The sequence below is a fragment of the Sporomusaceae bacterium ACPt genome (genome assembly GCA_041428575.1).
GTDB lineage: Bacteria > Bacillota > Negativicutes > Sporomusales > Sporomusaceae > Sporomusa_D > Sporomusa_D carbonis.
This window is the reverse complement of the sequence record CP155570.1, coordinates 2,767,787-2,791,111: the sequence shown is the minus strand read 5'-3', so window position 1 is coordinate 2,791,111 and position 23,325 is coordinate 2,767,787. Positions and strand designations below refer to the sequence as shown.

The following is a 23,325-nucleotide window of genomic DNA, read 5'->3' as shown; positions in this document are numbered from 1 at the left end:
ACTTTTGTGGAGGCGATGGTGTGAGCTTCTTCCGGAACTGGAGCACGGCAAAGAAAATAGTTGGCTTGGTTATAGTGGTGTTGATGTTTACCGGCTATTATTATGTCAGTCATATGAAAAAATCCCTGGAAAATATGTATAAAGTCAATCTGTTCGGTGGAGTGGCTGAATATGGCCCGGGCGCAGTCCCGGACGGCTGAGGGGCTTATGCTACAGGTGCTATTGGCGGAACTGTCAAAACCTCAGCAAGAAAAACTGCTTGCCGAATCGAAAAGCCGTATGGATGACGCTGATAATTTAATTGACCAATTTGAAAAACAGGTAGCTACCCAACAAGCTCGCCAAAAAGTGGGCGATGTTAAGGCGAAAGGCGATCTAACGGGAGCGGATATAAACACGATTACGCAAGATAAAGTAGGGCAGTTGGCCAAGGCCTTTAACGGTATGGCGGCCAATTTGCGGCGATTAGTGCGCCAAGTCTCCGGATCCGCCCAGCAAGTGGCGGCAGCGTCGAAAACACTGACCGAAGGGGCGGAACAATCCGCTCAGGCCACTACCCAAATCGCCACTTCAATTATGGAAGTGGCGGAAGGAACGGTGCAGCAGTCGAAAACGGTGGACGATACTACCAAAACAATTGAACAAATGGCCGCGAACATGCAGCAAATGTCGGCGAATGCCAATACTGTCGTAGAAGTGGCGAATAAAAGCGCAGGAACGGCCCGCCAAGGTCAAAAGGCAGTAGAGGCGGCGGTGGCGCAAATGGCCAAAATTGAAAACACGGTTGCTACCTCGGCGCAGGTGGTGACTGCATTAGGCGAGCGGTCTGAGCAAATTGGGCAAATTGTTGATACGATTACCGGGATTGCCGGACAGACCAATTTGTTGGCGTTAAATGCCGCGATTGAAGCCGCCCGGGCCGGTGAGCAGGGCCGCGGTTTTGCCGTGGTGGCCGAAGAAGTGCGTAAACTTGCTGAACAATCGGAAATGGCGACCAAACAAATTGCGGCCATGATCGGCGAAATTCAGCAGGATACTGTCCGGGCTGTAGCGGCGATGGAAGACGGCACCCGGGAAGTTAAGACGGGCACGACGGTTGTGAATAACGCCGGGCAGGCCTTTACTCAAATCGCGGAGTTAGTAGAAAAAGTGTCTTATCAGGTGCAGGAAATATCAAACGCCATTGCAGAGATGGCTGCCAAGAGCGGCCACGTAGTAGCAGCTATGCGCGATATTGACCAGGTGAGCAAGCATACCGCCGCCGAGACACAGACGATATCGGCGGCTACCGAGCAGCAATCGGCATCGATGCAGGAGATGGCCGCATCCAGCCGGCGGCTGGCGCAAATGGCGCTGGCGCTGGAGAATGCCGTGCGGCAGTTCCGGATATAACAATATGAATGAGCCTAATGCTACCTATCGCGCTCTGTTTTTTAGCAGGGCGCAATTGCTTTGTCAAGTTGTGTGATCCATTACAAAATTCGGGGTGAGATGTGTGAAAGTGTTGGTAGTAGATGATGACGAAAAAATACTGAAAGTATTGACGGCCTATTTAGAAAAAGAGGGATATGCGGTAATAACGGCCAAGGACGGTTGGGAAGCAGTGGACAAAGCGCGGCAGCTCGGGCCCGATATTGTTCTCCTGGACGTAATGCTTCCCAGTCTTGATGGCTGGGGAGTGTGCAAGGAAATTCGCCGGACCAGTGATGTGCCGATCATTATGCTGACAGCTCGCGACGCCGAAACGGACCGGATTATCGGGCTGGAGTTAGGCGCCGACGATTATGTCGTTAAACCGTTCAGTCCGAAAGAAGTGATTGCGCGTATGCGGGCTATTTTTCGCCGGTTGCAGCCGTCTAGCCGCCGGGAAGGGGAACGTGTCCTAAAGGTTGGGGATATTGTGCTCAACCCAAGCAGCCGTAGCTTAACCGTGGCCGGCGTTCCGGTGGAATTAACGCCTACGGAATATAAGGTGCTGGAACTGTTTCTTTCCCATCCCGGCCAGGTGTTTTCCCGGCTCCAGTTAATCGAAAAAGTACAGGGCTATGCTTTTGAGGGCTACGAACGGACGGTGGATTCGCATATAAAAAACCTGCGCAAAAAACTGGGTGTTTCGCCGGATGAACCGCATTATATCAAAACCATCTATGGTGTGGGGTATAAGCTGGCAGGTGAAGAGCATGCGTAGTCTGCTTGCCCGCGTGACGCTTACGGTCTTCGCGACAACGGTTGTTGTCGTTTTGGGGCTGATGCTGGTTGTTAATTATCAGGTGTCGGAGAATTTTAGTTCCTATTTATATATGAGCGGCATGCATGGCATGATGATGAATCACAGCAATATGGCCGCGATGATGGGGGTGCCGGAAAGACAGTTTTTGATTTCGTTAAAGCATTCGTTGTTAGCGGCTGCCGGTATTATGCTGTTAATCGGGGCGGTTGTGAGTTATTACTTGGCCCGCAGCATTGCTGTCCCGGTGATTGACCTGAACCGGGCCGTTAACGACGTAGCGTCAGGCAATCTTGACGCAGCGGTGGTTGTCGATCGGCGAGATGAGGTAGGCCAGTTAGCCGCGGCGTTTAATGCGATGACGGCAAAGCTGAAATCCAGTACGGTCCTCAGACAACGGTTCCTGGCCGGCGTCGCGCATGAACTGCGCACGCCGCTAACCATCCTGAAAGCAAACCTGGAGGGCATTGCCGACGGAGTCATTGCTCCAGACCAGGAACAAATGAATTCTCTGACCGAAGAGGTAGACCGGCTGGCCAAACTGGTGGGGGAGCTCAGAGATTTGTCGCTTTTGGAGGCCGGACAGTTGAATCCGGATTACACCGAGGTTGACCTCCCTACTATTTTACGTCAGGTAATCCAAAAGAGCAGTCCGTTGGCTGCTGAGAAAAACTTGGGGCTTAATTTTAAGATTGACGAAGATATGCCGAAAATATGGGCTGACGCCGGTATGCTGCAGCAGATGGTATACAATCTGATTATGAATGCCATCCGCTATACGGCGGCAGGCGGTATAACCGTAACGGCAGGACGGGATGAGAATGCCGTTAGAATAGAGGTCATTGATACCGGTATTGGGATTGCGGCAGAAGATATAGAGCATATATTTGATTATTTTTATCGGGTTGACCCGGCCAGAGCGAAACAGAGCGGCGGTACCGGCTTGGGATTGGCCTTAGTCAGGCAGATGGCGCTGGCGCACGGTGGCAAGGTATACGCAACCAGCGTATTGGGACAAGGCAGCACTTTTACTTTGAAGCTGCCGTTACATGTACATCAAAAACGCATAGTTTCTCCATAAAATCTCCACAGTGTTGGGATACAATAAAACCAACACGAAGGAGGTGCACACATATGATGATGGGTTATGGATTTAGCGGTCCGCTCGGCTGGCTTGGCATAGGCTTCGGGATGATTATTCACCTGGCATTTGCCGCTCTGGTCATCATGGCGGCTATTTGGATGTTTAAGGCTGTTTTCGGCGGCGGACATCCGGCCGAAAGACCAACAGACGCGGTGAAGATATTAAAACAACGTTGTGCCAAGGGCGAAATCACCGGTGAAGAATATCAGCGCATGAAAAAAGAATTGGAGTAAATTAACACAAGTTTTTCATAATGGCTTCATAATTTCTCCACAATGCTGGATTACAATAAAGACAAACCAATAACTGGAGGGATATATTGATGAAAAAGAAAATTGTAATTGCCACCATGTTGGCAGCTTTGACTGCCGCGCCGGTATTCGCGGCAATTGCTGACCAGGCTCAGCCGCAAAACGATTGGTTTAATCAGATGTTCAGCAATCATAAGCAAATGATGCAGCAAGCGGTAGACAACGGCATGATGACAACCGACCAAGCGGCCTGGATGAATGAGCACATGCAGCAAATGGCCCCCGTTATGCAGCAAATGATGCAAAATGGCGGCATGATGGGAAACTTCAATAACAATAATAAATAGTAGCCGCAGACAAAAACCAGGAGTAATCCTGGTTTTTTGCTTGTATGCTTTTGGCGGCGAGCGCTAGTGCTATAAATACCTTGCCGGAAGCCACCAGCGTCCACTGGCATGGCTTGGATGTACCCAACAATATGGACGGTGTGCCGGAGGTTGAACCGACGCCCCTAATTAAGCCCGGCTGCTATTTTGATTATCATTTTCCAATTACCAATCCGCCGGGGACGCATATGTATCATACGCATCATAATGTGGCGCGGCAGGAGATGATGGGAATGGCAGGTGGCTTGGTAATTCTGGACCCGCATGGTTCGTCAGTGGACCGTGACTACTTTATTATGCTGCAGGAGTTTGCCGTAAAAGGTTTGCCGATGGGTGTGCTGGAGCCAGGCAGCTACGAAGTCAACCCTCTGAGTGATGACCTGCAATTTTTTACCATGAACGGGCGCTGTTTTCCGGAAACTACACCGCTGCCGGTACAGTGCGGCGAACGGGTACGCATTCGTCTGGCCAATCCGGCGATGATGGAGCATCCCATTCACCTGCACGGTCATCAATTTGTTGTGACAGCCACTGATGGCAATCGGTTTGGTGAATGTGCCAGGATGAGGAAGAATACCATTGCCGTTTCGTCCGGGGAGACTTGGGACATCGAATTTGAAGCGGATAATCCCGGCAATTGGCCGTTTCACTGCCATATTCCGCATCATACAGCCAATAATATGACCAAAGAGACCGGCGGCATGTTTACTGTCGTGCAGTATTGCGGCGGTTCGGCGAAAACGAAAAGCTGCCGGTAGCGGCAGCTTTTATTATCATGCGGCACGGACTATCCACGGCTAAGCCTTGTGGTGTTTCGATTTGAACGGATGATGCCATTATTGGTACGCTGATGGGCAGCATTAGTTAGATGGGTTGTGCGAAGATAAAAAATTCATCAGTTCTTCACTAGTTTTTCATGACTTCTTCATAAGTTTTACATAATGTATATGTATACTTTTATTGTCCCACCTTAGAGTTTTTATATAGTTGTACCCGACCGGTATTTAGTTATATCGCTTGGGGTTATTATGCAGTAATGTTCGCCTGGCACATGGTGCCAGGCTTCTTTTTAGAGGTAATTATTTCCATGTGGTGATAAAAAAAAATACATATTTTACGGCGAACGGGGATGTGCGGAAATGAGATTGATACTAACAAAAGCGGATAAATGGTTGATTGGCCTATTGCTATTTTTATCGGTTACCGGGATTGGGTTTAGCGTATATGCCTTTCCGGCCGGTAGTGGGCAAAGCGCAGAAATATGGGTAGACGGCGCACTGTTCAAAACAGTGCCGCTCAAGGAAGGGTACCGTCAGGAAATCCGCATCGGCGGCGAGATGCGGTATGACATCATTCAGGTGGAAGGGGCCCGCATTCGGGTGCGGGAAGCCGATTGCCCTGAACAAATCTGTGTGCTGACAGGTTGGATAAACAAGGCTCCGCAGCAGATTGTCTGTTTGCCGTATCGTATTGTGATCAAAGTGGTGTCGACCGCGCCGTCGGAAATCGATGCAATTGTCCGGTAGGCATAGCTTTCTTCTGGCAAGCTTTATTGTCGGCAGGAGAAGGTTAAAGTGCTCAGCCGCATATAGACGCATAGAAGCGCATATATTTTAGCGCATAAAAGTATGAGAAGTGATAATAATGACAAATGACATAGAAAAGCTTAAAAAACTGGCATTATTTTTCCGCTTAGTGGGCGTAAATCTCAAGGCCCTGGGAGGCCATGAAAAACCATAATATCTCCGAATTGACGGCAGTGCCAAATCTAGGTAATAGAATTGAATTGGATGTATATGAAATCCAATAAAGATTTTTTCCCAGGCGTGTTGTTAGTAACGCTCCACCGCTGGCGCTTGACTTACGCTTATACTAACAACACGCCTGTAAATTTTTATTGGATACTATATAGATATGAATAGTGAAAAAATTTTTCGCTTAATGGACGCTATTCTTAAGGCCCTAGCGGCACTGAAGGACCTCAATGTCTCCGAATTGACGATAGATCTCATTTGGATTGATATTTACCATCGACATCAGCATTTTCCACCTCACAATTATTCTATGCAGCTTTATTATGGACAAGAACTTAATAAAATTATATTTATATTTTCCCGAATTAGATGAGTGAATTAAGTTTTTTGTATAATTAAAGCTTACAACAAAGCCGTTGGATAACAGATTCTGGCTCAATACTAATAGCAGCCAGAAATGCCTCTACATTTTCCCTGATTTCAGGAACCGTTTTATAAAATACATTTGTAAATGACTTTTTCTTTCAGCCATTTCCATAAGCCTTCGATTAAATTTAAGTTCGGGCGATATGGTGGCAGAAACATTAGTGTGAGTTGCTCTTGGTGCTCTTCTAAAAATGGCTGAAGGAGCTTTGCATGATGAATTCGTGCATTATCCAGAATCATGACAGTTTTGCCATTTGGATTTCTTAACAATACATTTTTCAGGAAACCAAGAAATACTTCTGCATCATAAGATTCATGTTCTTCGCAGTAAACTTCTCCAGTTTCATAGTTCAGATAGCCAACCAGTTTAACACCTTGATGCTTGCCGAAAGTCTTGATGATTCGCTGTTTGCCTTTTTCAAACCAAGTTTGATGAATCGCTTGATAGTCTCGAATCATGGACTCATCAACGAAAAGGATTTGTTGGATTTCATCATTCAGGAGTTTTTTTACTTGCTCAAAATCTTTTACAAACTGCTCTTGTTTCTGCTTGTCTGCTTGTGCAAGCACATAAGTTGGACGGGTATAGGAAAGTCCCATGCGCTCCAGCATTCCGGTAATTCCGCGAATCGAATAGTCATAGCCATATTCACGCTTGATGTACTTACCAATTAAACCAGCTGTCCAATTAAACTCTGCGGCAAATCCAACCTCCGAAGGAACTTTGTTAATAATCACTTGTTTTAATGCGACTCGTTGTTCGCTGGTAAATCTTGGCGGTCTTCCGGATATCGGTTTGTCAGGAATTCCTTCCAGTCCTTCTTTCTGATATATTTTGTGCAGATTACATACTGTATTGGCGGTTATGCCTACAATCGAAGCTACTTCTTTGCACGTCTTACCGGAAAGAAACAAATATAGTGCTTGATATCTCTTAAAAATTCTTGCTCTTTTCTCTGTATTCATGGCATTTTTAATTTCATTTAATTCTTCTTGCGATGCTCTCGTTCTCATGATTTGCCTCAATTCTATAACTCATCTTTGACAGTTAACGATCGTTTTTTCATGTTTCCCGAGCCCGGAATCCGCTATTTTCGCGGGTTTCGGGCTTTGCTATTGCAGAATTTTCTCAAAAAGTGTAGGTCAAACTATTTTGGAATTTTCGCCATAGATATCTTTATCTTCCAGAAATTTCGTGATATAATTGTAGGTGATAAACGTTGGGCGGTGAGTCTCTTGTTTGCTCAAATTGTATCCACAAAAAAGTCGGATGGTAAAACCTACAGATATCTTCATATTGTTGAGTCATACCGGGAAGGTAAGTCCGTTAAAAAGCGTCGTATTGCAAGCCTTGGCAACATTGACGCGTATTCTGATAAGGAAATAGAACAGCTTATTTATAAGCTTGAGTCGCTCCTACAAAACCGTGTTACTGGTTCTATTGAGGATTTGGAACCCGGTAACTGCCTCCAGTTTGGGGTTCCTTACGTGGTTCAATTTTTGTGGGATCAATTGGGCTTGACTGGGGCTATCTCTAACGCCCTTAAGGATCGCGGCGTTACATTCGACGTAGCCGGTTACGTGCAGGCGATGGTGATTAATCGCCTGGTCGATCCCTCCAGCAAGTTTCAATTGTTCAAAACTATCGAGGACATGTATTTGCCGGACGCACCCCACGAGTGGCAGCTACAACATTTCTACCGCGCTCTGGATTATCTCATGGACATTAAACCGGAACTGGAGCGTCATTTATACAGCCAGCTTACACATTTGCTTAATTTCCGTTTATCTTTAGTGCTTTATGATATGACCAGCACACATTTGACAGGGCATCACTGCCCAATCGCGGAGTACGGATACTCCCGCACGCATCGCCCGGATTTAAAGCAGGTTGAACTAGGCTTGCTGGTAACTCCTGACGGTATTCCGATTACCCACGAAGTATTTGCTGGCAAAACCCCGGATAAACAGACTGTCAAGGACATTCTAAAGCGGTTAAAACAAGAGTTTGCGGTTGAACAGTGCGTCTTTGTGGGCGACCGCGGGATGGTCACTGATGAGAATTTAGCACTGCTGGCAGAGGCCGGATACCCCTATATAGTTGGCTACCACAAACGTGGCCGGATAGTCAGCGACGCTTTGTTAGAAACATATGCAAACATTGATGGCTACGCCAAGATCAAGGACAATCTCTATTATCTGGAGGCGTCATCCGCCCAGGTTGAGGACGACGCAAGAGATACGGATTCACGCTATATTTTGTGTTACAATCCCGTAAAGGCTATTCAAGATGAAGCTTTCCGGGCTTCGGCCATCGAAGAAGCGGAACAGGCGCTGGCTTATATGCAAAAACGCTTAGCAACACCGCAACGTGGAAGAAAGCCAAACTCGAAGAATCTTATGGTTAAAGTCGGTGAAATTTTAACGAAAAAAGGTGTACAGGCATTCTTTGAAGTTGACTTCGACGGCCAGAACCTGACTTTCAAGCATGATCAAGCCGCATTAGCAAAAGAGAAGTTATGCGACGGAAAATTTGTGATCAAAACCAATACGGCCTTGCCTGCACAGGATGTTGTACTTTCCTACAAAACTCTGATGAACGTGGAGAGGGCTTTTCGGGAGATCAAGAACTTTCTGGATGTTGGCCCTTTGTACCATTGGAATGAAAAACGAGTGCGCGGCCATATTTTTGTATGCGTATTGGCATACCTATTCGAACAGGAAATTCAGGTGTTGTACCGCCGGACACTGGAGCAGGAAGCGCAACGGATCTCGCGGATTACCGAAGAGAAAGAACGGATGACTATGCAAGCCGAATTGGATGACCGATGGTATACGGGCGAGCAAATTTTAAAGGACCTTGCGCGTTGGAACGTGCTGAAGGCGGAATTTCTGGGCAAGAAATTTCTCAGCGTACCCCGGCCAAAACCGATTGCGCAGCAGGCGCTTGCGGCCATCGGGATTCCACTACCCTCAAAAGCCATGTATATTGACTAGTTACCACGACGACAGTTTAATAGATTCCTTCCAAGCCCCGCTAATTTGGCGGGGCTAAAACACGTGTAGTGCAAACTTGTGCCCACAAACCCTTGATATTACTGGGGCACTGTCAAAGATGAGCTATAAATGTCTTTATAAGAATATCGGCAATTTTATCCAAAATGTTTAATTCAATTTATATAGTTGGTGTTCAACCGACTTCTTTGGTTTTTTTATTTTTAGCCGCATACTGAGTGAATCAATACGAGAAGTTACTAAATTTAGGAAAGGAGCGAAAAACTACATGAGGGCCGGGTTACGGGATTTGTTAATGCTTGTCTCAAAAGAAATGAAACTACTCATTGATAACTATATGGAATATGCCAAAACCGTAGTTTAGGGGTATTCTTGGCTATTGCTTTATTGGCTTCGGTATATGGTAGGTTTTAACTGTGTCCACTTCATGTTTTTTGGTTATTGACACATAAAACACTTTATGATATAGTATTACACATAAAATATAAAAAGCTGATTGGAACAACCAAAGGCTAAGACAATTTCCCAATAGGGGAAGTCTGGCCTTTTTTTTATTTGTCAGTTCCCTCATTCAGTGACAAACAACATAAAACTAGGGGGATGAAAATGAAGCTTGCAAAGTTCGGACTGGTTTTAGTGGCGGTTATCGTTTTGATTGGAAGTGCAATGGGATGCTCCACCAACACTACAGGCAGTAACAATACGAAAGTAAGAATTGCTTTCTTTCCCAATATTACACACTCGCAGGCTCTGGTTGGCAGGGCGGAAGGTCACTTTCAGAAGGCTTTCGGGGACACAAACGTCATAGAGTGGAAAGTATTTAATGCAGGTCCGGCTGAAATTGAAGCTTTATTTGCCGGCGAAGTGGATATCGGTTACATAGGACCGGGGCCGGCAATCAACGGCTATACAAAGTCAAAGGGTGACCTCCAGATCATTGCCGGCGCAACCGATGCGGGAGCAATCCTGGTGACCAGAAAGGACTTAGTTCTGAAAAATGCCGGGGAACTCAGTGGTAAAAAGATTGCTGTTCCCCAGTTCGGCAATACTCAGGATTTATCTTTGAGGTACATTCTGCAGCAGAACGGACTGAAAGAGATAACCAAGGGCGGTACGGTGGAAATAAGGCAGGTAGAAAATCCTGATATCAAGACGTTACTGGATAAAGGAGAAATTGATGCAGCGCTTGTTCCAGAACCATGGGGTTCCCGTCTGGTAAGCGAAGTGAAGGCCAATATATTATTGGACGCCACTCAGGTTTGGCGAGAGGGCAAATACACCACGGCAGTAGTTGTTGCCAGAACGAAATTCATTCAGGATCATCCGGAAATAGTGGAAAAATTCCTTAGAGCCCACGTTGAGCTGACGGATTACATTAATAAAAATCCGGAAAAAGCCAAAGAACTTGTAAACGCGCAAATCAAGGAGCTTACCAACAAGCCGTTGGCTAAAGACATATTGGATGCTTCCTTTGGCAGGCTGACGGTAACAAATGATCCGGAAAAGGATTCAGTAACCGAGTTTGTCCAGTTAGCGCTGGATGCCGGGTTCATTAAGACGAAACCTGAGCTAAAAGACTTGTTTAATTTAACAATACTTAATAAAGTCTTGAAAGAAAAAGGTTTAAATGAAATCCAGTAAAGATCTGTAAACAAAACTAGCGAGAATAGAGGTGCCGGTGTTGAGTCTGGTTGTTGAGAATGTAAGCAAAAGCTTTTTCACTAGCCATAACAGGATTCATACTCTCGATAAAATCAATATCGAGTTTAAAAAGAGTGAATTTATCTGCATTTTAGGGCCATCCGGGTGTGGAAAGTCGACCCTCCTGAATATTATTGCCGGACTGGAAACGGCAACCACCGGCAGAGTTATATTGAATGGCAATGAAGTGAAAGAAGCAGGTCCTGATCGGGTTGTCATGTTTCAGGAGCCAGCCCTGTTTCCGTGGTTAAGGGTAATTGACAATGTGGAATTCGGCATGAAAATGGCCGGCATTTCCAAAGCCGAGCGACGGGAACGAGCACTCAAGTATCTGAAGATGGTACACCTTACCAGATTCCAGAATTCTTTTGTACACGAGTTGTCGGGCGGAATGAAGCAGCGGGTTGCCCTCGCGCGGGCGCTGACGCTGGATTCTGAAGTGCTGTTGATGGATGAGCCCTTTGCCGCGCTGGACAGCCAGACCAAGAATATTCTCCAGCTCGAACTGCAGCAAATCTGGTGGGAAACAAAAAAGACGGTGATTTTTGTCACCCATAATGTTGAGGAGGCTGTTCTGTTAGCAGACAGGGTTATTGTCATGGCGGCAAACCCCGGCAGTATAAAAAAAGAGTTCCACATACAGCTCGCCAGGCCCAGGCAACCCGAAAATGTTGATTTGGCGTACCTGGCCGCAGGCATTATGAAAGAACTGAAAGAGGAGGTGGAGAAGGTTGCCAAAGTTGAATTTGACAGTGAGTGGAGTATCAAAAAAGATCTTCTTTTATCTGATTCTGATAGCAATATGGGAATTGGCTTATAGATTAGGAGTGGATTACCTCAGGATCTGGAAGCCCTATGTTTTTCCTTCGCCGATATCGGTTTTTCAGACCTTGACGGACTTAATTTTGGATAATACTCTCGGTATCGCAGTTTGGGCAAGCGCGAAGCGAATTTTTTGGGGATATTTCATTTCGATAGTCATAGGAACCGTAATTGGCCTTACGATCGTAAGGTTCAAGATCCTTGACGAAAATGTCAGTGCCTTAATACTAGGATTGCAAACACTGCCAAGCATCTGTTGGCTGCCTTTTGCCATCTTATGGTACGGCCTCAATGAAAGTGCAATCATATTTGTCATTGCCATCGGATCGGCCTTTGCCGTGGCCATTGCCATAGAATCAGGCATCAAAAATGTTAGCCCCCTGTTTTTACGGGCGGCCAAAACCATGGGCGCTTATGGAATGAAAGCGTATTGGCATGTGATTATTCCTGCCAGCCTTCCCAGCGTAATCACCGGTTTGAAACAGGGGTGGTCTTTTGCCTGGAGGGCGCTGATGGCGGGGGAAATGATGTCGGCAACCAAGGGACTGGGACAGGTTCTCATGGTCGGCCGGGACCTGGCGGATATCAGCCAGGTTGTGGCCGTGATGATGGTAATCGTTGTTTTGGGAGTAGCGGTAGACAAACTTATCTTCGGCAGAGTCGAGGCTAATATCAGGCAGCGATGGGGATTAGACAAGGCATAGCAGCGCTAAAGCGGCAGCGAGAGATATATTTGTTCCTAAAAATTAAAAATAGAGTAGATTTCGCGGTAAGAAAGGAAAGTGCATGGGGTCGTATGATTTTAGCAGCTAAAAGATTGGAAACAGATATCCTGGTGATTGGCGGCGGGACGGCGGGCTGCTTTGCCGCAATCACGATCGCGGAGAATTCCGGCGCCAAGGTGATTATCGCCGAGAAAGCTAACATCAGGCGCAGCGGCTGCCTTGCGGCCGGGGTTAACGCCCTGAATGCGTATATTGTTAAAGGTCAAACACCGGAAACGTATTTGGAGTACGTAAAAAATGACGCAGAAAGCGTAATCAGGGAAGACCTTGTTTATACCATGGCCAAAAAGCTTAACCAAGTCACGAAAAAGATAGAAAACCTCGGGCTGGTAATCCAGAAGGACGAAAACGGGGAGTATGTTGTGCGGGGTACCCGGAATATCAAAATCAACGGTGAGAATATAAAACCCATTCTTGCCGAGGCTGTACTGAGCAAAGAGAACATTGCCGTGTTAAACCGGGTAAACATTATTGACTACATGATCAAGGACGGAAAAGTAGTTGGCGCTTACGGCTTTTCCCTTGATACCAACGTCTTCTACGCGATTTCCGCCAAGGCCGTCCTATGTGCTACGGGCGGGGCGGCCGGCCTTTATCGGCCGAACAACCCCGGTTTCTCCAGACATAAAATGTGGTATTGCCCATTTAATACCGGAGCCGGCTATGCGATGGGAATAAGGGCCGGCGCCGAAATGACAACCTTTGAAATGCGGTTTATCGCCCTGCGGTGTAAAGATACCATCGCCCCTACGGGAACTATAGCCCAGGGAATCGGCGCGCCGCAAATCAACAGTTTGGGCGAAGAGTATGAAAGAAACTACGGTATTCCTAAAACGTCTATCCGCCTATACTCGACCGTTATGGAACATAAAAACGGCCGGGGTCCTTGCTACTTACAAACGGCAGGTATTACCCAAGATCAGGAAAATGAACTGTTTAAAGCTTACTTGAATATGGCTCCGGCTCAGACTTTGCGGTGGCTTGAAACCGGGAAAGGGCCCGCCGCGGAAAATGTCGAGATTGAAGGCACTGAGCCGTATATTGTTGGCGGACATACGGGAAGCGGCTACTGGGTGGATACCAAAAGGGCGACTACCATTGCGGGCCTCTACGCTGCAGGTGATGTTGCCGGGGGAAGTCCCCAGAAGTACGTGACAGGCTGCTTCGCTGAGGGCGAAATAGCTGGTGTTTCCGCATTGGAATATATCACAGAAAAAAACAACTGCTGGCCTGATGAGGATGAAATAGACAAGAAGCTTGCAGCAATCAACCAATATTTCCAAAATAGGCCGGGTCTTTACAGTGTTGAAGACCTTGAAGATGCCATGCAGAAGACCATGGATGACTATGCCGGCGGGATTTCTTCCGGCTATGCCTATAACTCGCAAAAACTTGAGGTAGCGAAAAAACGCATTGATGAGTTGCTTGAGCTTAGTAATAACCTTCAAGCGCAGGATTTGCACCAACTGATGCATATTTACGAAGTGATTGATCGGTTGTATGTATGCAAAATACTCATCCGGCATCTGGAAGCCAGAAAAGAGACCCGGTGGCATTCTTTCCAGGAGAATGAGGACTATCCGGAAAAGGACGATGAAAACTGGCTGAAATTTGTCAATTCCCGCTTTGAAGATGGGAAAGTCGATATTATTCTGCGAGATTTGGTAAAAAAGGATGAGATCTATGAGCATAAGGATAGATAGCCAAAAGTGCAGCGGGTGTGGCAGATGCCGTCAGGTATGTCCCGGTAATTTACTCTATCAAGATGAGACCGGGAAAACCGAAATCAGGTACCCGAAAGACTGCTGGGGCTGTACCTCCTGTATCAAGGAGTGCTGTTTTAATGCCATCAAGTATTATCTTGGCGCTGATATCGGCGGCCGAGGGAGTTTCCTGTATACCAGACAGGAGGGGAATCTGTTGCATTGGATCATTGTTGGCCCGGACGGTAACGAACGAGTGATTACCATTGATAAAAGCCAAGCTAACGCGTATTAAGGAGGTTACGGACATGGATCATTTGGATCGATTGGAAGCGCAAAGCATTTATATACTACGGGAGGCCTATAAGAAATTTGGCAAATTAGGAATGCTGTGGTCGATTGGCAAAGACTCGACCGTTATGCTGTGGCTGGCCAAAAAGGCGTTTTTCGGCCACTGTCCATTCCCGCTCATTCACGTCGATACCACGTATAAAATTCCTGAAATGATAACATTTCGGGACAGGGTGGCTAAGGAATATAATCTCGAGCTTATTGTCCATAAGAATGAAGAAGCTTTGCATGAAGGTATGGGGCCGCAGAAGGGCAGACTAGTCTGCTGTAAAGCGCTGAAAACCGATGGCCTTCAGCAGGTAGTTACTAAATATGAATTTGAAGGGTTGATTTTAGGGATAAGAAGGGACGAGGAAGGTTCGCGCTCCAAAGAAAGGGTCTTTAGTGAAAGGAACAAAGATTCCGAATGGGATTATACCAACCAGCCGCCAGAATTGTGGGACCAGTTCAAGACTGATTTTCCGAAAGGGAATCATATCCGGGTGCATCCGATCTTACACTGGAATGAAATCGATATCTGGTCCTATATTGCACGGGAAAATATTCCTTTGGTTGACCTGTATTTTGCCAAAAACGGCAAAAGATACAGAAGTCTGGGGTGCGCTCCTTGCACAGGGCAGATTGATTCCAATGCGACTACCGTAGCAGAAATTATTGAGGAACTAAAAACCACCAAGGTGAGCGAACGGGCGGGGCGAGCCCAGGACCAAGAAGATTCATATGCCATGCAGAAGCTCCGCAAGGATGGCTATATGTAACTTTAGGGATTGGAGTTAGATAATCGTAGGGGAGAGGTAGTTTGAATGGCCATTGCCAGAGAAGTACTTAACATCGTTGTGGTGGGACATGTGGATCACGGAAAGTCCACAGTGATCGGGAGATTGCTATATGACACCCAATCCTTGCCGGAGGGTGCTATTGAGAGGGTAAAGAGAATTTCCCGCGAAAAAGGAAAGCCCTTTGAATATGCCTATCTCCTGGATGCTTTTGAAGAAGAGCAAAAACAGGGGATTACCATTGATACTACCCGGCTGCAGTTTCATACCGGCAAGAGAGATTATGTCATCATTGATGCACCCGGGCACAAGGAATTTCTGAAAAATATGATATCCGGCGCTGCCAGTGCCGAAGCGGCGCTGCTGATCATTGACGCTAATGAAGGTATTCAGGAACAGTCGAAAAGGCATGGCTATCTATTGTCGCTTCTGGGGATCCAAAAGGTCTATGTATTAGTCAATAAGATGGACTTGATCGATTATTCGGAGGAAAAATTCAACGAGATCAGGCATGAGATGAATGAATTTCTGAATAATCTTCATGTTTATCCTTTGAAGTATATACCGGTTGCGGCTTTTTACGGCGAAAACCTGGCCTCACGCTCGGATAAAATGCCGTGGTACAAGGGGGAACCGCTGCTTCAGGCGATAGACTTGTTAGAAAAGGATCAGGGCTTAGAAGGTAAGCCTTTGCGGTTTCCCATACAGGATGTCTATAAGTTTGACAACAGACGGATTATTGCCGGGCGTATCGAATCCGGCACGTTAAACGTTGGGGATGAGATACTCATTTCTCCCAGCAATAAGGTGACAACAGTAAAAAGTATTGAATATTGGGCTGAAAAAGATAAACAGGAAAGTGTTTATGCCGGTATGTCCGTAGGGATCACCGTTGCGGATGAATTTTTCAACCAGCGGGGTGAATTCATCAGCCATGTAAACAATGCACCGCTGAGTGCCGATACGTTTAAAGCCAATCTTTTTTGGCTGGGCAAAAGAGAGTTGGTGAAAAATAAAGAATATAAACTCAAGCTGGTAACCCAGGAAATAGAATGTGAAATACTCTCCATCATTAAGGTTATTGACGCTACGACACTGGAAAACATCGAAAATGCCAGTCAGGTAAAAACTAATGATGTGGCCGAAGTAATTATCAGGACCAAGAAGAAAATTTGTTTTGACGAATTTAAAAACAACCAGAATACAGGCAGATTCGTTATCGTTGACGGCTATGACGTCAGCGGCGGCGGGATCGTTGCGGGACTTGTCGAAGAAATACAAACTGCAAGCAAGTTTTCCCAAAATGATCTGCAAATGGTGGTAAATTGTTTTGATGAATATTACTATGTTCTTTCCGAAGGCACTGTGAGAAAACTGGAGGGAAGACCCCATACTTTCAGTGTGGGCGATGTCATGCCAACGGCCGGCCGGACCTATGAATATCCTGAGAATTTTAATGTGTTGGATATACAAACCAAGCTGGTTGCCAAGGTAAGGAAATCCAAACTGGTTGATGTAGTACGACTTAGCGCATACAACTATGATTCGCTGCCTGTAATCGATGCCAGGGGTTCCTTCATCCGGGTCGAATCGGAAGAGGATTTTACACAGTTCAGGGATGAACTTCAAAGATTAGATAGCACCAAGGTCACTGCCTTTGCGAACAAGTGGCTTGAATTTACGAAGTTTAGGGTAATACGGTATTTGCGGGATATTAAGTCACCGGAACAGGACTATCAGATTTAGAACGGATGTACGCCACAAATTTAAAATTCTGCTTACCCTGTGGCCACTACGCATAGCTAGGTAAAAACAGCTTTACTTCAGAAAAAACCCAAAGGATTTACTCGGCTGAGTATTCTTTGGGGTTTTGTTTTTTATATTCATAATTTATTGGCGATGTGTGCCAATATAACAATAGATATTCGTCGTCATAGTCTTGCTAAGTCGGTAGTAGGGTTTTTAAGCGGGTTTCTGGAAGATACAACCAGCTTCAACGGGCCGCCGCTCGTTCTATATATGATGAACCAGGGTGAAGATAAGATCACGATGCGGGCAGACCTGGTTCGTTACTTCTTCCTGGGCAACATCGCAACACTGATTATTGCCTATTTTATGGGGAGCATGCCCATCGTCAATTTCTCGATGTATATTGTCGCGTCCATTCCTGCGATAGCGTTGGGCTGGTAGCTCGGAAACAAGGTCTTTCAAAGCGTTGATGCCGTTTTGTTTCGGCGCATCGCCTTAGCGGTAATATCTGTCAGTGCACTGGTCACCTTGGGTTTCGGCTTATTGCCGATGATTAATGAGTTGCTAACGCCGATTGGATTTTTCTGCATTTTGTTAATTAAAAGAGATCATGCATCGTACCTGGACGAATCCGGATAGTGCATTGGGAGATTTACAGGATCAAAACCTGAAGGGGCTGCCTAAAATCAATTAGGCAGCCCCTGTTTTACTGTGATAAAAAATATAAATTTTTAAGGACTTCAGTTGGATAACCATTTTCTTTTGTTCTTCAAAAAAACTCGGCGACTTATCGCCGAGTAACCTGATAATTTATGCTATTGCAGAATGTTGGCATTCTTTTGCACAATGCAGACAGACATGGGCGCAATGCTGTGATTCATCATCACAGTGTTTCAAACACTCTTTTCCGCATATTTCACAAATACAAGCACATAAGCTGGCGATATCTTTTGAAAAGGTACTACAGCGTGCAATATATTTGGCGGTTAAACCGCAGATATCGGCGCAGTCACGCAATAATCGCAGTTGTCTCACTCTCATGGTCACATCCGGTGTTTTTGCGGCATAGGTGGTCATGTTTTTCACAGTTAGCTTCACAATCTTGAATCGTCTTTTCTAGGCAGTCAATTGATTCGTGGTTTTCGCAGTGAAATCAATATTGGATATGCACCAAAACCTCTCCTGCATGATGGTTTTTATTTTACATAATATTGTATGATTGGATTTAGGCAATCGGTGACGGTTCGGTAATATCATTTTTGTTAAAAAAATTATCAATTTCTGATTGACATAAGTGTAACCCACGACTTTCGCAGTGACGCCCCATGGAGGGGGCTAATGCCGAGAAAGTCATGGATGGCATATTTTCTCGGCCGCAAAGCTTGGAGTAAGCCGGTTTTTCTAGCTGCGCCTATCCATCCAGAGGGTAGATTTTTTTGACAGTTTACTTTATTCTCAAAACAATTCACAGGTTATTCATGCGTCCTTCATAAAAAAAGCATAGGTTCTTCATAAGTTGTTCATTGGTTCTTCATATCGACTTGGTATGATAAAGACAACCGGTTGGGGATGTACCTTAAGGTTAAATGCGAATGAAGAAGAGTGTGGAAGCTTTCATTCGCAGCAAGGGGGTGAATGCATAGGTAAACATGCATGCCGCAAGGCGGAGAACAAGCCTATACATAGTGAACTGTAGGGGCTTGAGTTTACAAAACTATTAAATTTTATTGGAGGAATAGAATTGAAAAAGAGACTATTAAAAACTGCTATTGCCACTGCTTTAACCGTAGCTTTCGCTGCACCCGCTTTTGCAAACCCTTTTGCCGATGTTCCCCAAAAGCACTGGGCCTACGATGCGGTTAATAAACTAGCTCAAGCCGGTATTGTCGGCGGTTATAGCGATGGCACCTTTAAAGGCGATAAAACGATGACTCGCTATGAGATGGCCCAAATCGTCGCTAAGGCAATGGGTAAAGTTTCTACCGTTGATCAAAAAGTGATCGTCGATAAATTAGCGGTTGAGTTTAGTACTGAACTTAACAGCCTGGGAATTAAAGTTGACGGTATCCAAAAACAATTGGACAACCAAATTAAGTTCAATGGTGAAGCGCGCGTTCAATATGATAATGCAACGGAAGATACCACCTATCGTCTTCGCCTCGGCGCAACCGGAAAAGTCAATGATGACACCAGAATCAATGCGCGTTTAACCACCGCTGATGCGAATGGCATCGATAAAACTTCGATTGATAATTTGGGTTCTCCCATTATTGACCGGTTCAACGTGGAAACTAAGCTTGCCGGTGTCGATGCCGTTTTGGGTAAACAAGACTTGAAACTTGGCCAAGGCCTGCTCTACAACTCCTATGAAGTCGATGGCGCCGCAATTACCGGGGCCAAAGCCAAGTTGAGCAATGTAACGTTAGTCTATGATAATAGTGGCGATACCAAAGTCCAAGCGGCAGAATATAAGACCCAATTCTATGGAACCAACCTTGCGGCCGATTACCTCAAACTCGACAACACCGGTAATACCAACGAGTATGCTGCCTTGAGCACAGATGTCAATGTGTTCGGTAAGAAAGTAGGTGCGGAGTATGTACGTAATACTACGCAAAAAGCCAATGCTTACCGTATCGGCACGGATATCTTAGGCGCTCAGGTAAGTTATATCAATTACGATGCCAATGCCCTGCCTGACCAATCCGGCTTTAACTTCGCTGGTGCTACTTCTACCGGTTTTGGCAGCAGCAGCCAGGCAGACAAAGGGTTCCAAGTTACCTATGGCAAGAATGTAGCGAAAAATGTAAATGCGGTACTTGACTATAAGAAATTAGATAAGGCCGGCGACCAAACAAAAGCGACTGTGAACATTAAATTCTAACAACAAAGAGGCTCCGGCCAAAAAACCGGAGCCTCTTACTTAATGAAGTGTAAGCGTACCGGATACGAAATGATGGGACAAAATGGTTTATGTTAGCAGGCAACGATAAACCCTTTTACCTCGTAGTGTTTGGCGCTTCCATCATTATAGAGGAAGGGGATTGGCATGTTTGGACTGGCACTTATCGCTATCCTGGGCATCATGGGCGGAGCCATTGCTTATATTGGTGACAAGATTGGCACTAAGGTTGGAAAAAAGAAGCTGTCTTTGTTCGGACTGCGCCCCAAATACACCTCGATTATCGTTGCCGTAACAACCGGCATTCTCATTGCCGCATCCACACTTACCATCCTAACTATCGTGTCCCGCGATGTACGAACAGCCTTGTTTGGGATGGAGAAACTACGGGCGGAACTGACGACACTTTCTGCCGAGGTAAACCAAAAGAATGAACAACTGGAGGCCAACCAACTCCTGTTACAGGAAAAAGAGCAGGAGTTCAGCAATCTTGTAAGCAGAACTGCGGCCATAACGAGCAAACTGGCCGATGTGAGAACACAACTGGCCAGCGTGATTGAACAGCGGGATCAAACAATGGCAGCACTAAGTAAAGCTCAGGAGGATTATAATAACGCTCATAGCGACTTAGAAAAAGCGAAGTCAGATATGGCAGTGATGGAAGCAACGAAAAAGGATTTGGATATGCGCATCGCCGATCTCAGTAGGGTACGCGACAATTTACAAAGTGACGTTGATCGGCTATCCGAAGCAACAGCCAGGCTAAGTTCCGGGATTAAATACCTGCGGGAGGGCACGGTGCAATATCGAGCGAATGAAGTATTGGCAACCGCGGTCATAGACGCTGCTGGAGATCAAGTGCAAAACGAATTGCTGCACATTCTTGTAGAAACCAACCGGAAACTGCTGCAGCGGATAGGAAAACAGGATTCAAATATGGAGATGTTACGGATCAGTCAAGTGGACTTTGAAGATGCAATTAAGGCTTTACAAAATGCCAATGGCAGTATAGTAGTAAGGATTGTAACTCATGGGAATACGGTATTGGATGAACCAGTCATCGCACATCTGGAATTGTATCCCAATAAGCAAATCTTTGCCAAAGGGGAAACAGTTGCTAAAACAACAATTGATGTAGAACAAAACGGGGACAATATAGAGCAGGTTGTATTACAATTTTTACAGCAAGTGAACAGTATCGCGGTGGCCAAAGGAATGTTGCCTGATCCGCTGCAGGGTACCGTAGGATCTATTAGTGGCGCTGAACTGTTCAATACAGTAAACCATCTTAAAAAGAAGGGTGGTATTGTGCAGTTAAGCGCGGTTGCTGTTGCAGATACTTCCGTGGCTGGCCCGTTAGAAATCAATTTTGTCATGGAACACCGGTAAAATATAAGCAGTGCCGGATACTTAGCTAGCCGGGGATAGGGATACGTTATCGGAAATAACTTTTCCACGATATTGGATATCTTCGGTAAATTTGCTGAGTAGCAAAGGCCAGGGGTGTACGTAGAAGTTCGTAAATGCAAGAGGATGCCCAAGCTTTTCGCAAGAAATGCTTAGGGCATTTAATTTTTATCAATCATTTGCCTAATAGCGGTTAATAGATTTTTAGCAGTTCGTGTAATAAGAATTTTTAATCCTAGTAATATTTCCTATTTCGCACCTTCGTTTTAGCTGTCCAGCTATTTTTCGTAAAAGAGATGCAATTTGACGTATGAATCGTGACAACCACTCAGAATGTACATATAGAACAGAAATCTGGTAGTTGCTATGGCCTGTTTTGTCCAATGCTATGCCCGGGCCGGTCTTTTCCCTTCCCGCATAATAAACCAAAATACAATTGTAAACGGTAACAGACAGTTTATCCTCCCAACGAAATGCCCAACAGATAGCAGATATGCCGGAATCGTTTCCGGTCCAGTTCACTCCCGATGGAATAGTAGTAGTTCCCACCGTTGTTAACTAATGCAATCGGCTTTAGTAACGCCAATAGATTTTGCGCTGTTGGGTTCTTTAATATCCGGTTGTTAAAATCCAGTTTGGGCTTGACGAACTCGCTTTTCATTCGGGCCTATAATGCGAACATGGACGTACCATAGCGTTTTCGTTTTTGCAGGTCCCGGATTTTTACCAATCCGTCCTCGCCCCAGAGTTTCCGTCGTTTTTGAGCATACCGTGGTTTCAATATCGATCAAGTCACGGTGTTTTGCGCCGGAGCATCATCGGTGAAATCGTCGCCGGTAACGCCTGGGCCAAACAAAAAGGCTGTATCCATATGGGCAAAATTATTTTTGATATGGTACAACGGAGAGCGAACATCCGCAAAGGTACTGAACACAACACTTAGAGCTAGTTGACCAGGACTTAGGTTACACTGTTTTTCATCCCAAGCCGCACTACGGTTGATGGTTTCCACAAAATCAAGTTTTTTTGCATACTGAATTCTGGCGTCGAAGCAAACTATGGGAATGCTGGAAGAAAAACAGCCATCCTGTAGCTGACTGTTTTTCAAAGATGTATGGTTGGGCGTGTACTTTGCCGGGGACTACTCGATATTTCAGACTTGTGCCTGCTTTACGGTATTATTGCCGTCTCCAGTCTTACTATTTATAGCCGCCGTGATGAGCGGAGTGACTATTGTTGTCCATTGGAGTATTCTGCGAGGAAACCTCACTTTGGCTTCTGGTTAACATTTCTTTCCACTCATTTAATACTTTTTCGGAAACCTTCCAAGTAATCGTATTGGTGTTATAGAAGGGCAACCGCAGTTCGACTTTTTTTGCATTTTGTATGCCGGCAATTTGTGCCGCGGTGAATTCAAAAACACCACTGCTAGTGTATCGTGTCCTGAAGTCAGTATGACGATTCCTGTATGTATCAATTAGCTTCAGATCGGAAACCGCGTCGTCGGTAACCAGTTGTGCTTTGTCAGAAAACAAATAATACGTTGAGTCGATTCGGGTCAGCGTAATAGCGGGTGTGGATTTTTCTTTGGCATATTGTACTTTTACGGAATCCCAGGGACCGCTTGAATGCCGTACTAACATGTTTTAAATTCGGCTTAGACTTAAACTAAACTTTCCGTTTACGAACATTTCTAAATGGCCTTTATTTTTTTGTATCTTCACAAGAAAAACACAAGTTTTTCACGGATCATTCATAAGAAATTCATTTTTATTTGTCATAATATAGCCAAGCCAAAGTTAAAAAGGGTTTTAAGCCCTTCAAAACCGCACAAATGACTAAGGACACCGCCACTCCGACCAAGAAGCACGGTGCCCTTATCAGAACAATCTTTCCCGGAGGAAAGAGTGCCTTGCTATTATCATA

At 45.6% G+C, this 23,325-nt stretch carries 23 protein-coding genes; 19 read left to right on the top strand and 4 right to left on the bottom strand.

What is annotated here, in order from left to right:
- Window positions 1-20: 20 nt before the first annotated feature.
- From SCACP_RS14570 to SCACP_RS14535, 8 genes are all read left to right on the top strand, one after another.
- A complete protein-coding gene (locus SCACP_RS14570; RefSeq protein WP_425058215.1) occupies window positions 21-200 on the top strand; it encodes a hypothetical protein in 180 nt (59 codons plus the stop codon).
- Window positions 172-1,392, top strand: a complete 1,221-nt coding sequence (locus tag SCACP_RS14565) for a methyl-accepting chemotaxis protein (RefSeq protein ID WP_425058214.1) — start codon at window positions 172-174, stop codon at window positions 1,390-1,392. Before SCACP_RS14570 ends, SCACP_RS14565 begins: the two co-directional genes overlap by 29 nt.
- A gap of 103 nt (window positions 1,393-1,495) precedes the next feature.
- Window positions 1,496-2,188, top strand: a complete 693-nt coding sequence (locus SCACP_RS14560; protein ID WP_425058213.1) for a response regulator transcription factor — start codon at window positions 1,496-1,498, stop codon at window positions 2,186-2,188.
- Complete coding sequence (locus tag SCACP_RS14555) at window positions 2,181-3,308, top strand: sensor histidine kinase (RefSeq protein ID WP_425058211.1); 1,128 nt, start codon at window positions 2,181-2,183, stop codon at window positions 3,306-3,308. Before SCACP_RS14560 ends, SCACP_RS14555 begins: the two co-directional genes overlap by 8 nt.
- A 53-nt stretch (window positions 3,309-3,361) precedes the next feature.
- Window positions 3,362-3,604, top strand: a complete 243-nt coding sequence (locus tag SCACP_RS14550; RefSeq protein ID WP_425058210.1) for an SHOCT domain-containing protein — start codon at window positions 3,362-3,364, stop codon at window positions 3,602-3,604.
- 89 nt (window positions 3,605-3,693) lie between these two features.
- On the top strand, window positions 3,694-3,969 hold the full coding sequence (locus SCACP_RS14545; RefSeq protein WP_425058209.1) for a hypothetical protein: 276 nt from the start codon (window positions 3,694-3,696) through the stop codon (window positions 3,967-3,969).
- Between the two features lie 44 nt (window positions 3,970-4,013).
- Complete coding sequence (locus SCACP_RS14540; RefSeq protein ID WP_425058207.1) at window positions 4,014-4,766, top strand: multicopper oxidase domain-containing protein; 753 nt, start codon at window positions 4,014-4,016, stop codon at window positions 4,764-4,766.
- A 381-nt stretch (window positions 4,767-5,147) separates the two neighbouring features.
- Complete coding sequence (locus SCACP_RS14535; protein ID WP_425058206.1) at window positions 5,148-5,534, top strand: NusG domain II-containing protein; 387 nt, start codon at window positions 5,148-5,150, stop codon at window positions 5,532-5,534.
- A 623-nt stretch (window positions 5,535-6,157) separates the two neighbouring features.
- Here SCACP_RS14535 and SCACP_RS14530 read toward each other — a convergent pair.
- A protein-coding gene (locus SCACP_RS14530; RefSeq protein ID WP_425058205.1) for an IS630 family transposase occupies window positions 6,158-7,202 on the bottom strand; the annotation gives its coding sequence in 2 pieces (ribosomal slippage) (window positions 6,158-6,268 and window positions 6,270-7,202; 1,044 coding nt in all).
- Window positions 7,203-7,424: 222 nt separating this feature from the next.
- On the opposite strand from SCACP_RS14530, the gene SCACP_RS14525 reads away from it, so the two are divergent.
- From SCACP_RS14525 to SCACP_RS14475, 11 genes are all read left to right on the top strand, one after another.
- The gene (locus SCACP_RS14525; RefSeq protein ID WP_425058204.1) at window positions 7,425-9,185 is read left to right on the top strand and encodes an IS1634 family transposase; all 1,761 of its coding nucleotides are present in this window, start codon (window positions 7,425-7,427) and stop codon (window positions 9,183-9,185) included.
- Between the two features lie 624 nt (window positions 9,186-9,809).
- A complete protein-coding gene (locus SCACP_RS14520) occupies window positions 9,810-10,844 on the top strand; it encodes an aliphatic sulfonate ABC transporter substrate-binding protein (protein ID WP_425058203.1) in 1,035 nt (344 codons plus the stop codon).
- 40 nt (window positions 10,845-10,884) lie between these two features.
- Entirely contained in the window at window positions 10,885-11,724 is an 840-nt protein-coding gene (locus SCACP_RS14515) for an ABC transporter ATP-binding protein (RefSeq protein WP_425058202.1), read from the top strand.
- Window positions 11,657-12,430, top strand: coding sequence for an ABC transporter permease (locus SCACP_RS14510; protein ID WP_425058201.1), 774 nt, complete (start codon window positions 11,657-11,659; stop codon window positions 12,428-12,430). The genes SCACP_RS14515 and SCACP_RS14510 overlap by 68 nt, the downstream gene beginning before the upstream one ends.
- 92 nt (window positions 12,431-12,522) lie before the next feature.
- Window positions 12,523-14,214, top strand: coding sequence for an adenylyl-sulfate reductase subunit alpha (locus SCACP_RS14505; protein WP_425058200.1), 1,692 nt, complete (start codon window positions 12,523-12,525; stop codon window positions 14,212-14,214).
- Window positions 14,195-14,509 carry a 4Fe-4S dicluster domain-containing protein gene (locus tag SCACP_RS14500; protein ID WP_425058199.1) on the top strand — a complete coding sequence of 105 codons (315 nt, stop codon included), beginning with the start codon at window positions 14,195-14,197 and terminating at the stop codon, window positions 14,507-14,509. The genes SCACP_RS14505 and SCACP_RS14500 overlap by 20 nt, the downstream gene beginning before the upstream one ends.
- A 13-nt stretch (window positions 14,510-14,522) precedes the next feature.
- Window positions 14,523-15,323, top strand: a complete 801-nt coding sequence (cysD, locus tag SCACP_RS14495; RefSeq protein WP_425058198.1) for a sulfate adenylyltransferase subunit CysD — start codon at window positions 14,523-14,525, stop codon at window positions 15,321-15,323.
- Between the two features lie 45 nt (window positions 15,324-15,368).
- Window positions 15,369-17,087, top strand: coding sequence for a sulfate adenylyltransferase subunit 1 (locus SCACP_RS14490; protein ID WP_425058197.1), 1,719 nt, complete (start codon window positions 15,369-15,371; stop codon window positions 17,085-17,087).
- 153 nt (window positions 17,088-17,240) lie between these two features.
- Window positions 17,241-17,531, top strand: a complete 291-nt coding sequence (locus SCACP_RS14485) for a hypothetical protein (protein WP_425058196.1) — start codon at window positions 17,241-17,243, stop codon at window positions 17,529-17,531.
- Window positions 17,532-18,831: 1,300 nt separating this feature from the next.
- The gene (locus tag SCACP_RS14480; protein WP_425058195.1) at window positions 18,832-19,974 is read left to right on the top strand and encodes an S-layer homology domain-containing protein; all 1,143 of its coding nucleotides are present in this window, start codon (window positions 18,832-18,834) and stop codon (window positions 19,972-19,974) included.
- Window positions 19,975-20,139: 165 nt separating this feature from the next.
- Window positions 20,140-21,381 carry a DUF3084 domain-containing protein gene (locus SCACP_RS14475; RefSeq protein WP_425058194.1) on the top strand — a complete coding sequence of 414 codons (1,242 nt, stop codon included), beginning with the start codon at window positions 20,140-20,142 and terminating at the stop codon, window positions 21,379-21,381.
- 475 nt (window positions 21,382-21,856) lie between these two features.
- On the opposite strand, the gene SCACP_RS14470 is transcribed toward SCACP_RS14475, so the two are convergent.
- From SCACP_RS14470 to SCACP_RS14460, 3 genes are all read right to left on the bottom strand, one after another.
- Window positions 21,857-22,060, bottom strand: coding sequence for a hypothetical protein (locus SCACP_RS14470; RefSeq protein ID WP_425058193.1), 204 nt, complete (start codon window positions 22,058-22,060; stop codon window positions 21,857-21,859).
- Window positions 22,061-22,186: 126 nt separating this feature from the next.
- Window positions 22,187-22,507 carry a DUF4277 domain-containing protein gene (locus tag SCACP_RS14465; RefSeq protein ID WP_425058192.1) on the bottom strand — a complete coding sequence of 107 codons (321 nt, stop codon included), beginning with the start codon at window positions 22,505-22,507 and terminating at the stop codon, window positions 22,187-22,189.
- Between the two features lie 91 nt (window positions 22,508-22,598).
- Window positions 22,599-23,042 carry a hypothetical protein gene (locus tag SCACP_RS14460; protein ID WP_425058191.1) on the bottom strand — a complete coding sequence of 148 codons (444 nt, stop codon included), beginning with the start codon at window positions 23,040-23,042 and terminating at the stop codon, window positions 22,599-22,601.
- Window positions 23,043-23,325 lie beyond the last annotated feature (283 nt).

Bases quoted from the DNA above. Each gene is read 5' to 3' on its own strand.
- SCACP_RS14565 (WP_425058214.1), top strand. From the start codon at position 172: ATGGCCCGGGCGCAGTCCCGGACGGCTGAGGGGCTTATGCTACAGGTG.
- SCACP_RS14555 (WP_425058211.1), top strand. From the start codon at position 2,181: ATGCGTAGTCTGCTTGCCCGCGTGACGCTTACGGTCTTCGCGACAACG.
- SCACP_RS14550 (WP_425058210.1), top strand. From the start codon at position 3,362: ATGATGATGGGTTATGGATTTAGCGGTCCGCTCGGCTGGCTTGGCATA.
- SCACP_RS14545 (WP_425058209.1), top strand. From the start codon at position 3,694: ATGAAAAAGAAAATTGTAATTGCCACCATGTTGGCAGCTTTGACTGCC.
- SCACP_RS14540 (WP_425058207.1), top strand. From the start codon at position 4,014: ATGCTTTTGGCGGCGAGCGCTAGTGCTATAAATACCTTGCCGGAAGCC.
- SCACP_RS14535 (WP_425058206.1), top strand. From the start codon at position 5,148: ATGAGATTGATACTAACAAAAGCGGATAAATGGTTGATTGGCCTATTG.
- SCACP_RS14520 (WP_425058203.1), top strand. From the start codon at position 9,810: ATGAAGCTTGCAAAGTTCGGACTGGTTTTAGTGGCGGTTATCGTTTTG.
- SCACP_RS14505 (WP_425058200.1), top strand. From the start codon at position 12,523: ATGATTTTAGCAGCTAAAAGATTGGAAACAGATATCCTGGTGATTGGC.
- SCACP_RS14500 (WP_425058199.1), top strand. From the start codon at position 14,195: ATGAGCATAAGGATAGATAGCCAAAAGTGCAGCGGGTGTGGCAGATGC.
- cysD (WP_425058198.1), top strand. From the start codon at position 14,523: ATGGATCATTTGGATCGATTGGAAGCGCAAAGCATTTATATACTACGG.
- SCACP_RS14490 (WP_425058197.1), top strand. From the start codon at position 15,369: ATGGCCATTGCCAGAGAAGTACTTAACATCGTTGTGGTGGGACATGTG.
- SCACP_RS14485 (WP_425058196.1), top strand. From the start codon at position 17,241: ATGTGTGCCAATATAACAATAGATATTCGTCGTCATAGTCTTGCTAAG.
- SCACP_RS14475 (WP_425058194.1), top strand. From the start codon at position 20,140: ATGTTTGGACTGGCACTTATCGCTATCCTGGGCATCATGGGCGGAGCC.
- SCACP_RS14470 (WP_425058193.1), bottom strand. From the start codon at position 22,060: ATGAAAAGCGAGTTCGTCAAGCCCAAACTGGATTTTAACAACCGGATA.
- SCACP_RS14460 (WP_425058191.1), bottom strand. From the start codon at position 23,042: ATGTTAGTACGGCATTCAAGCGGTCCCTGGGATTCCGTAAAAGTACAA.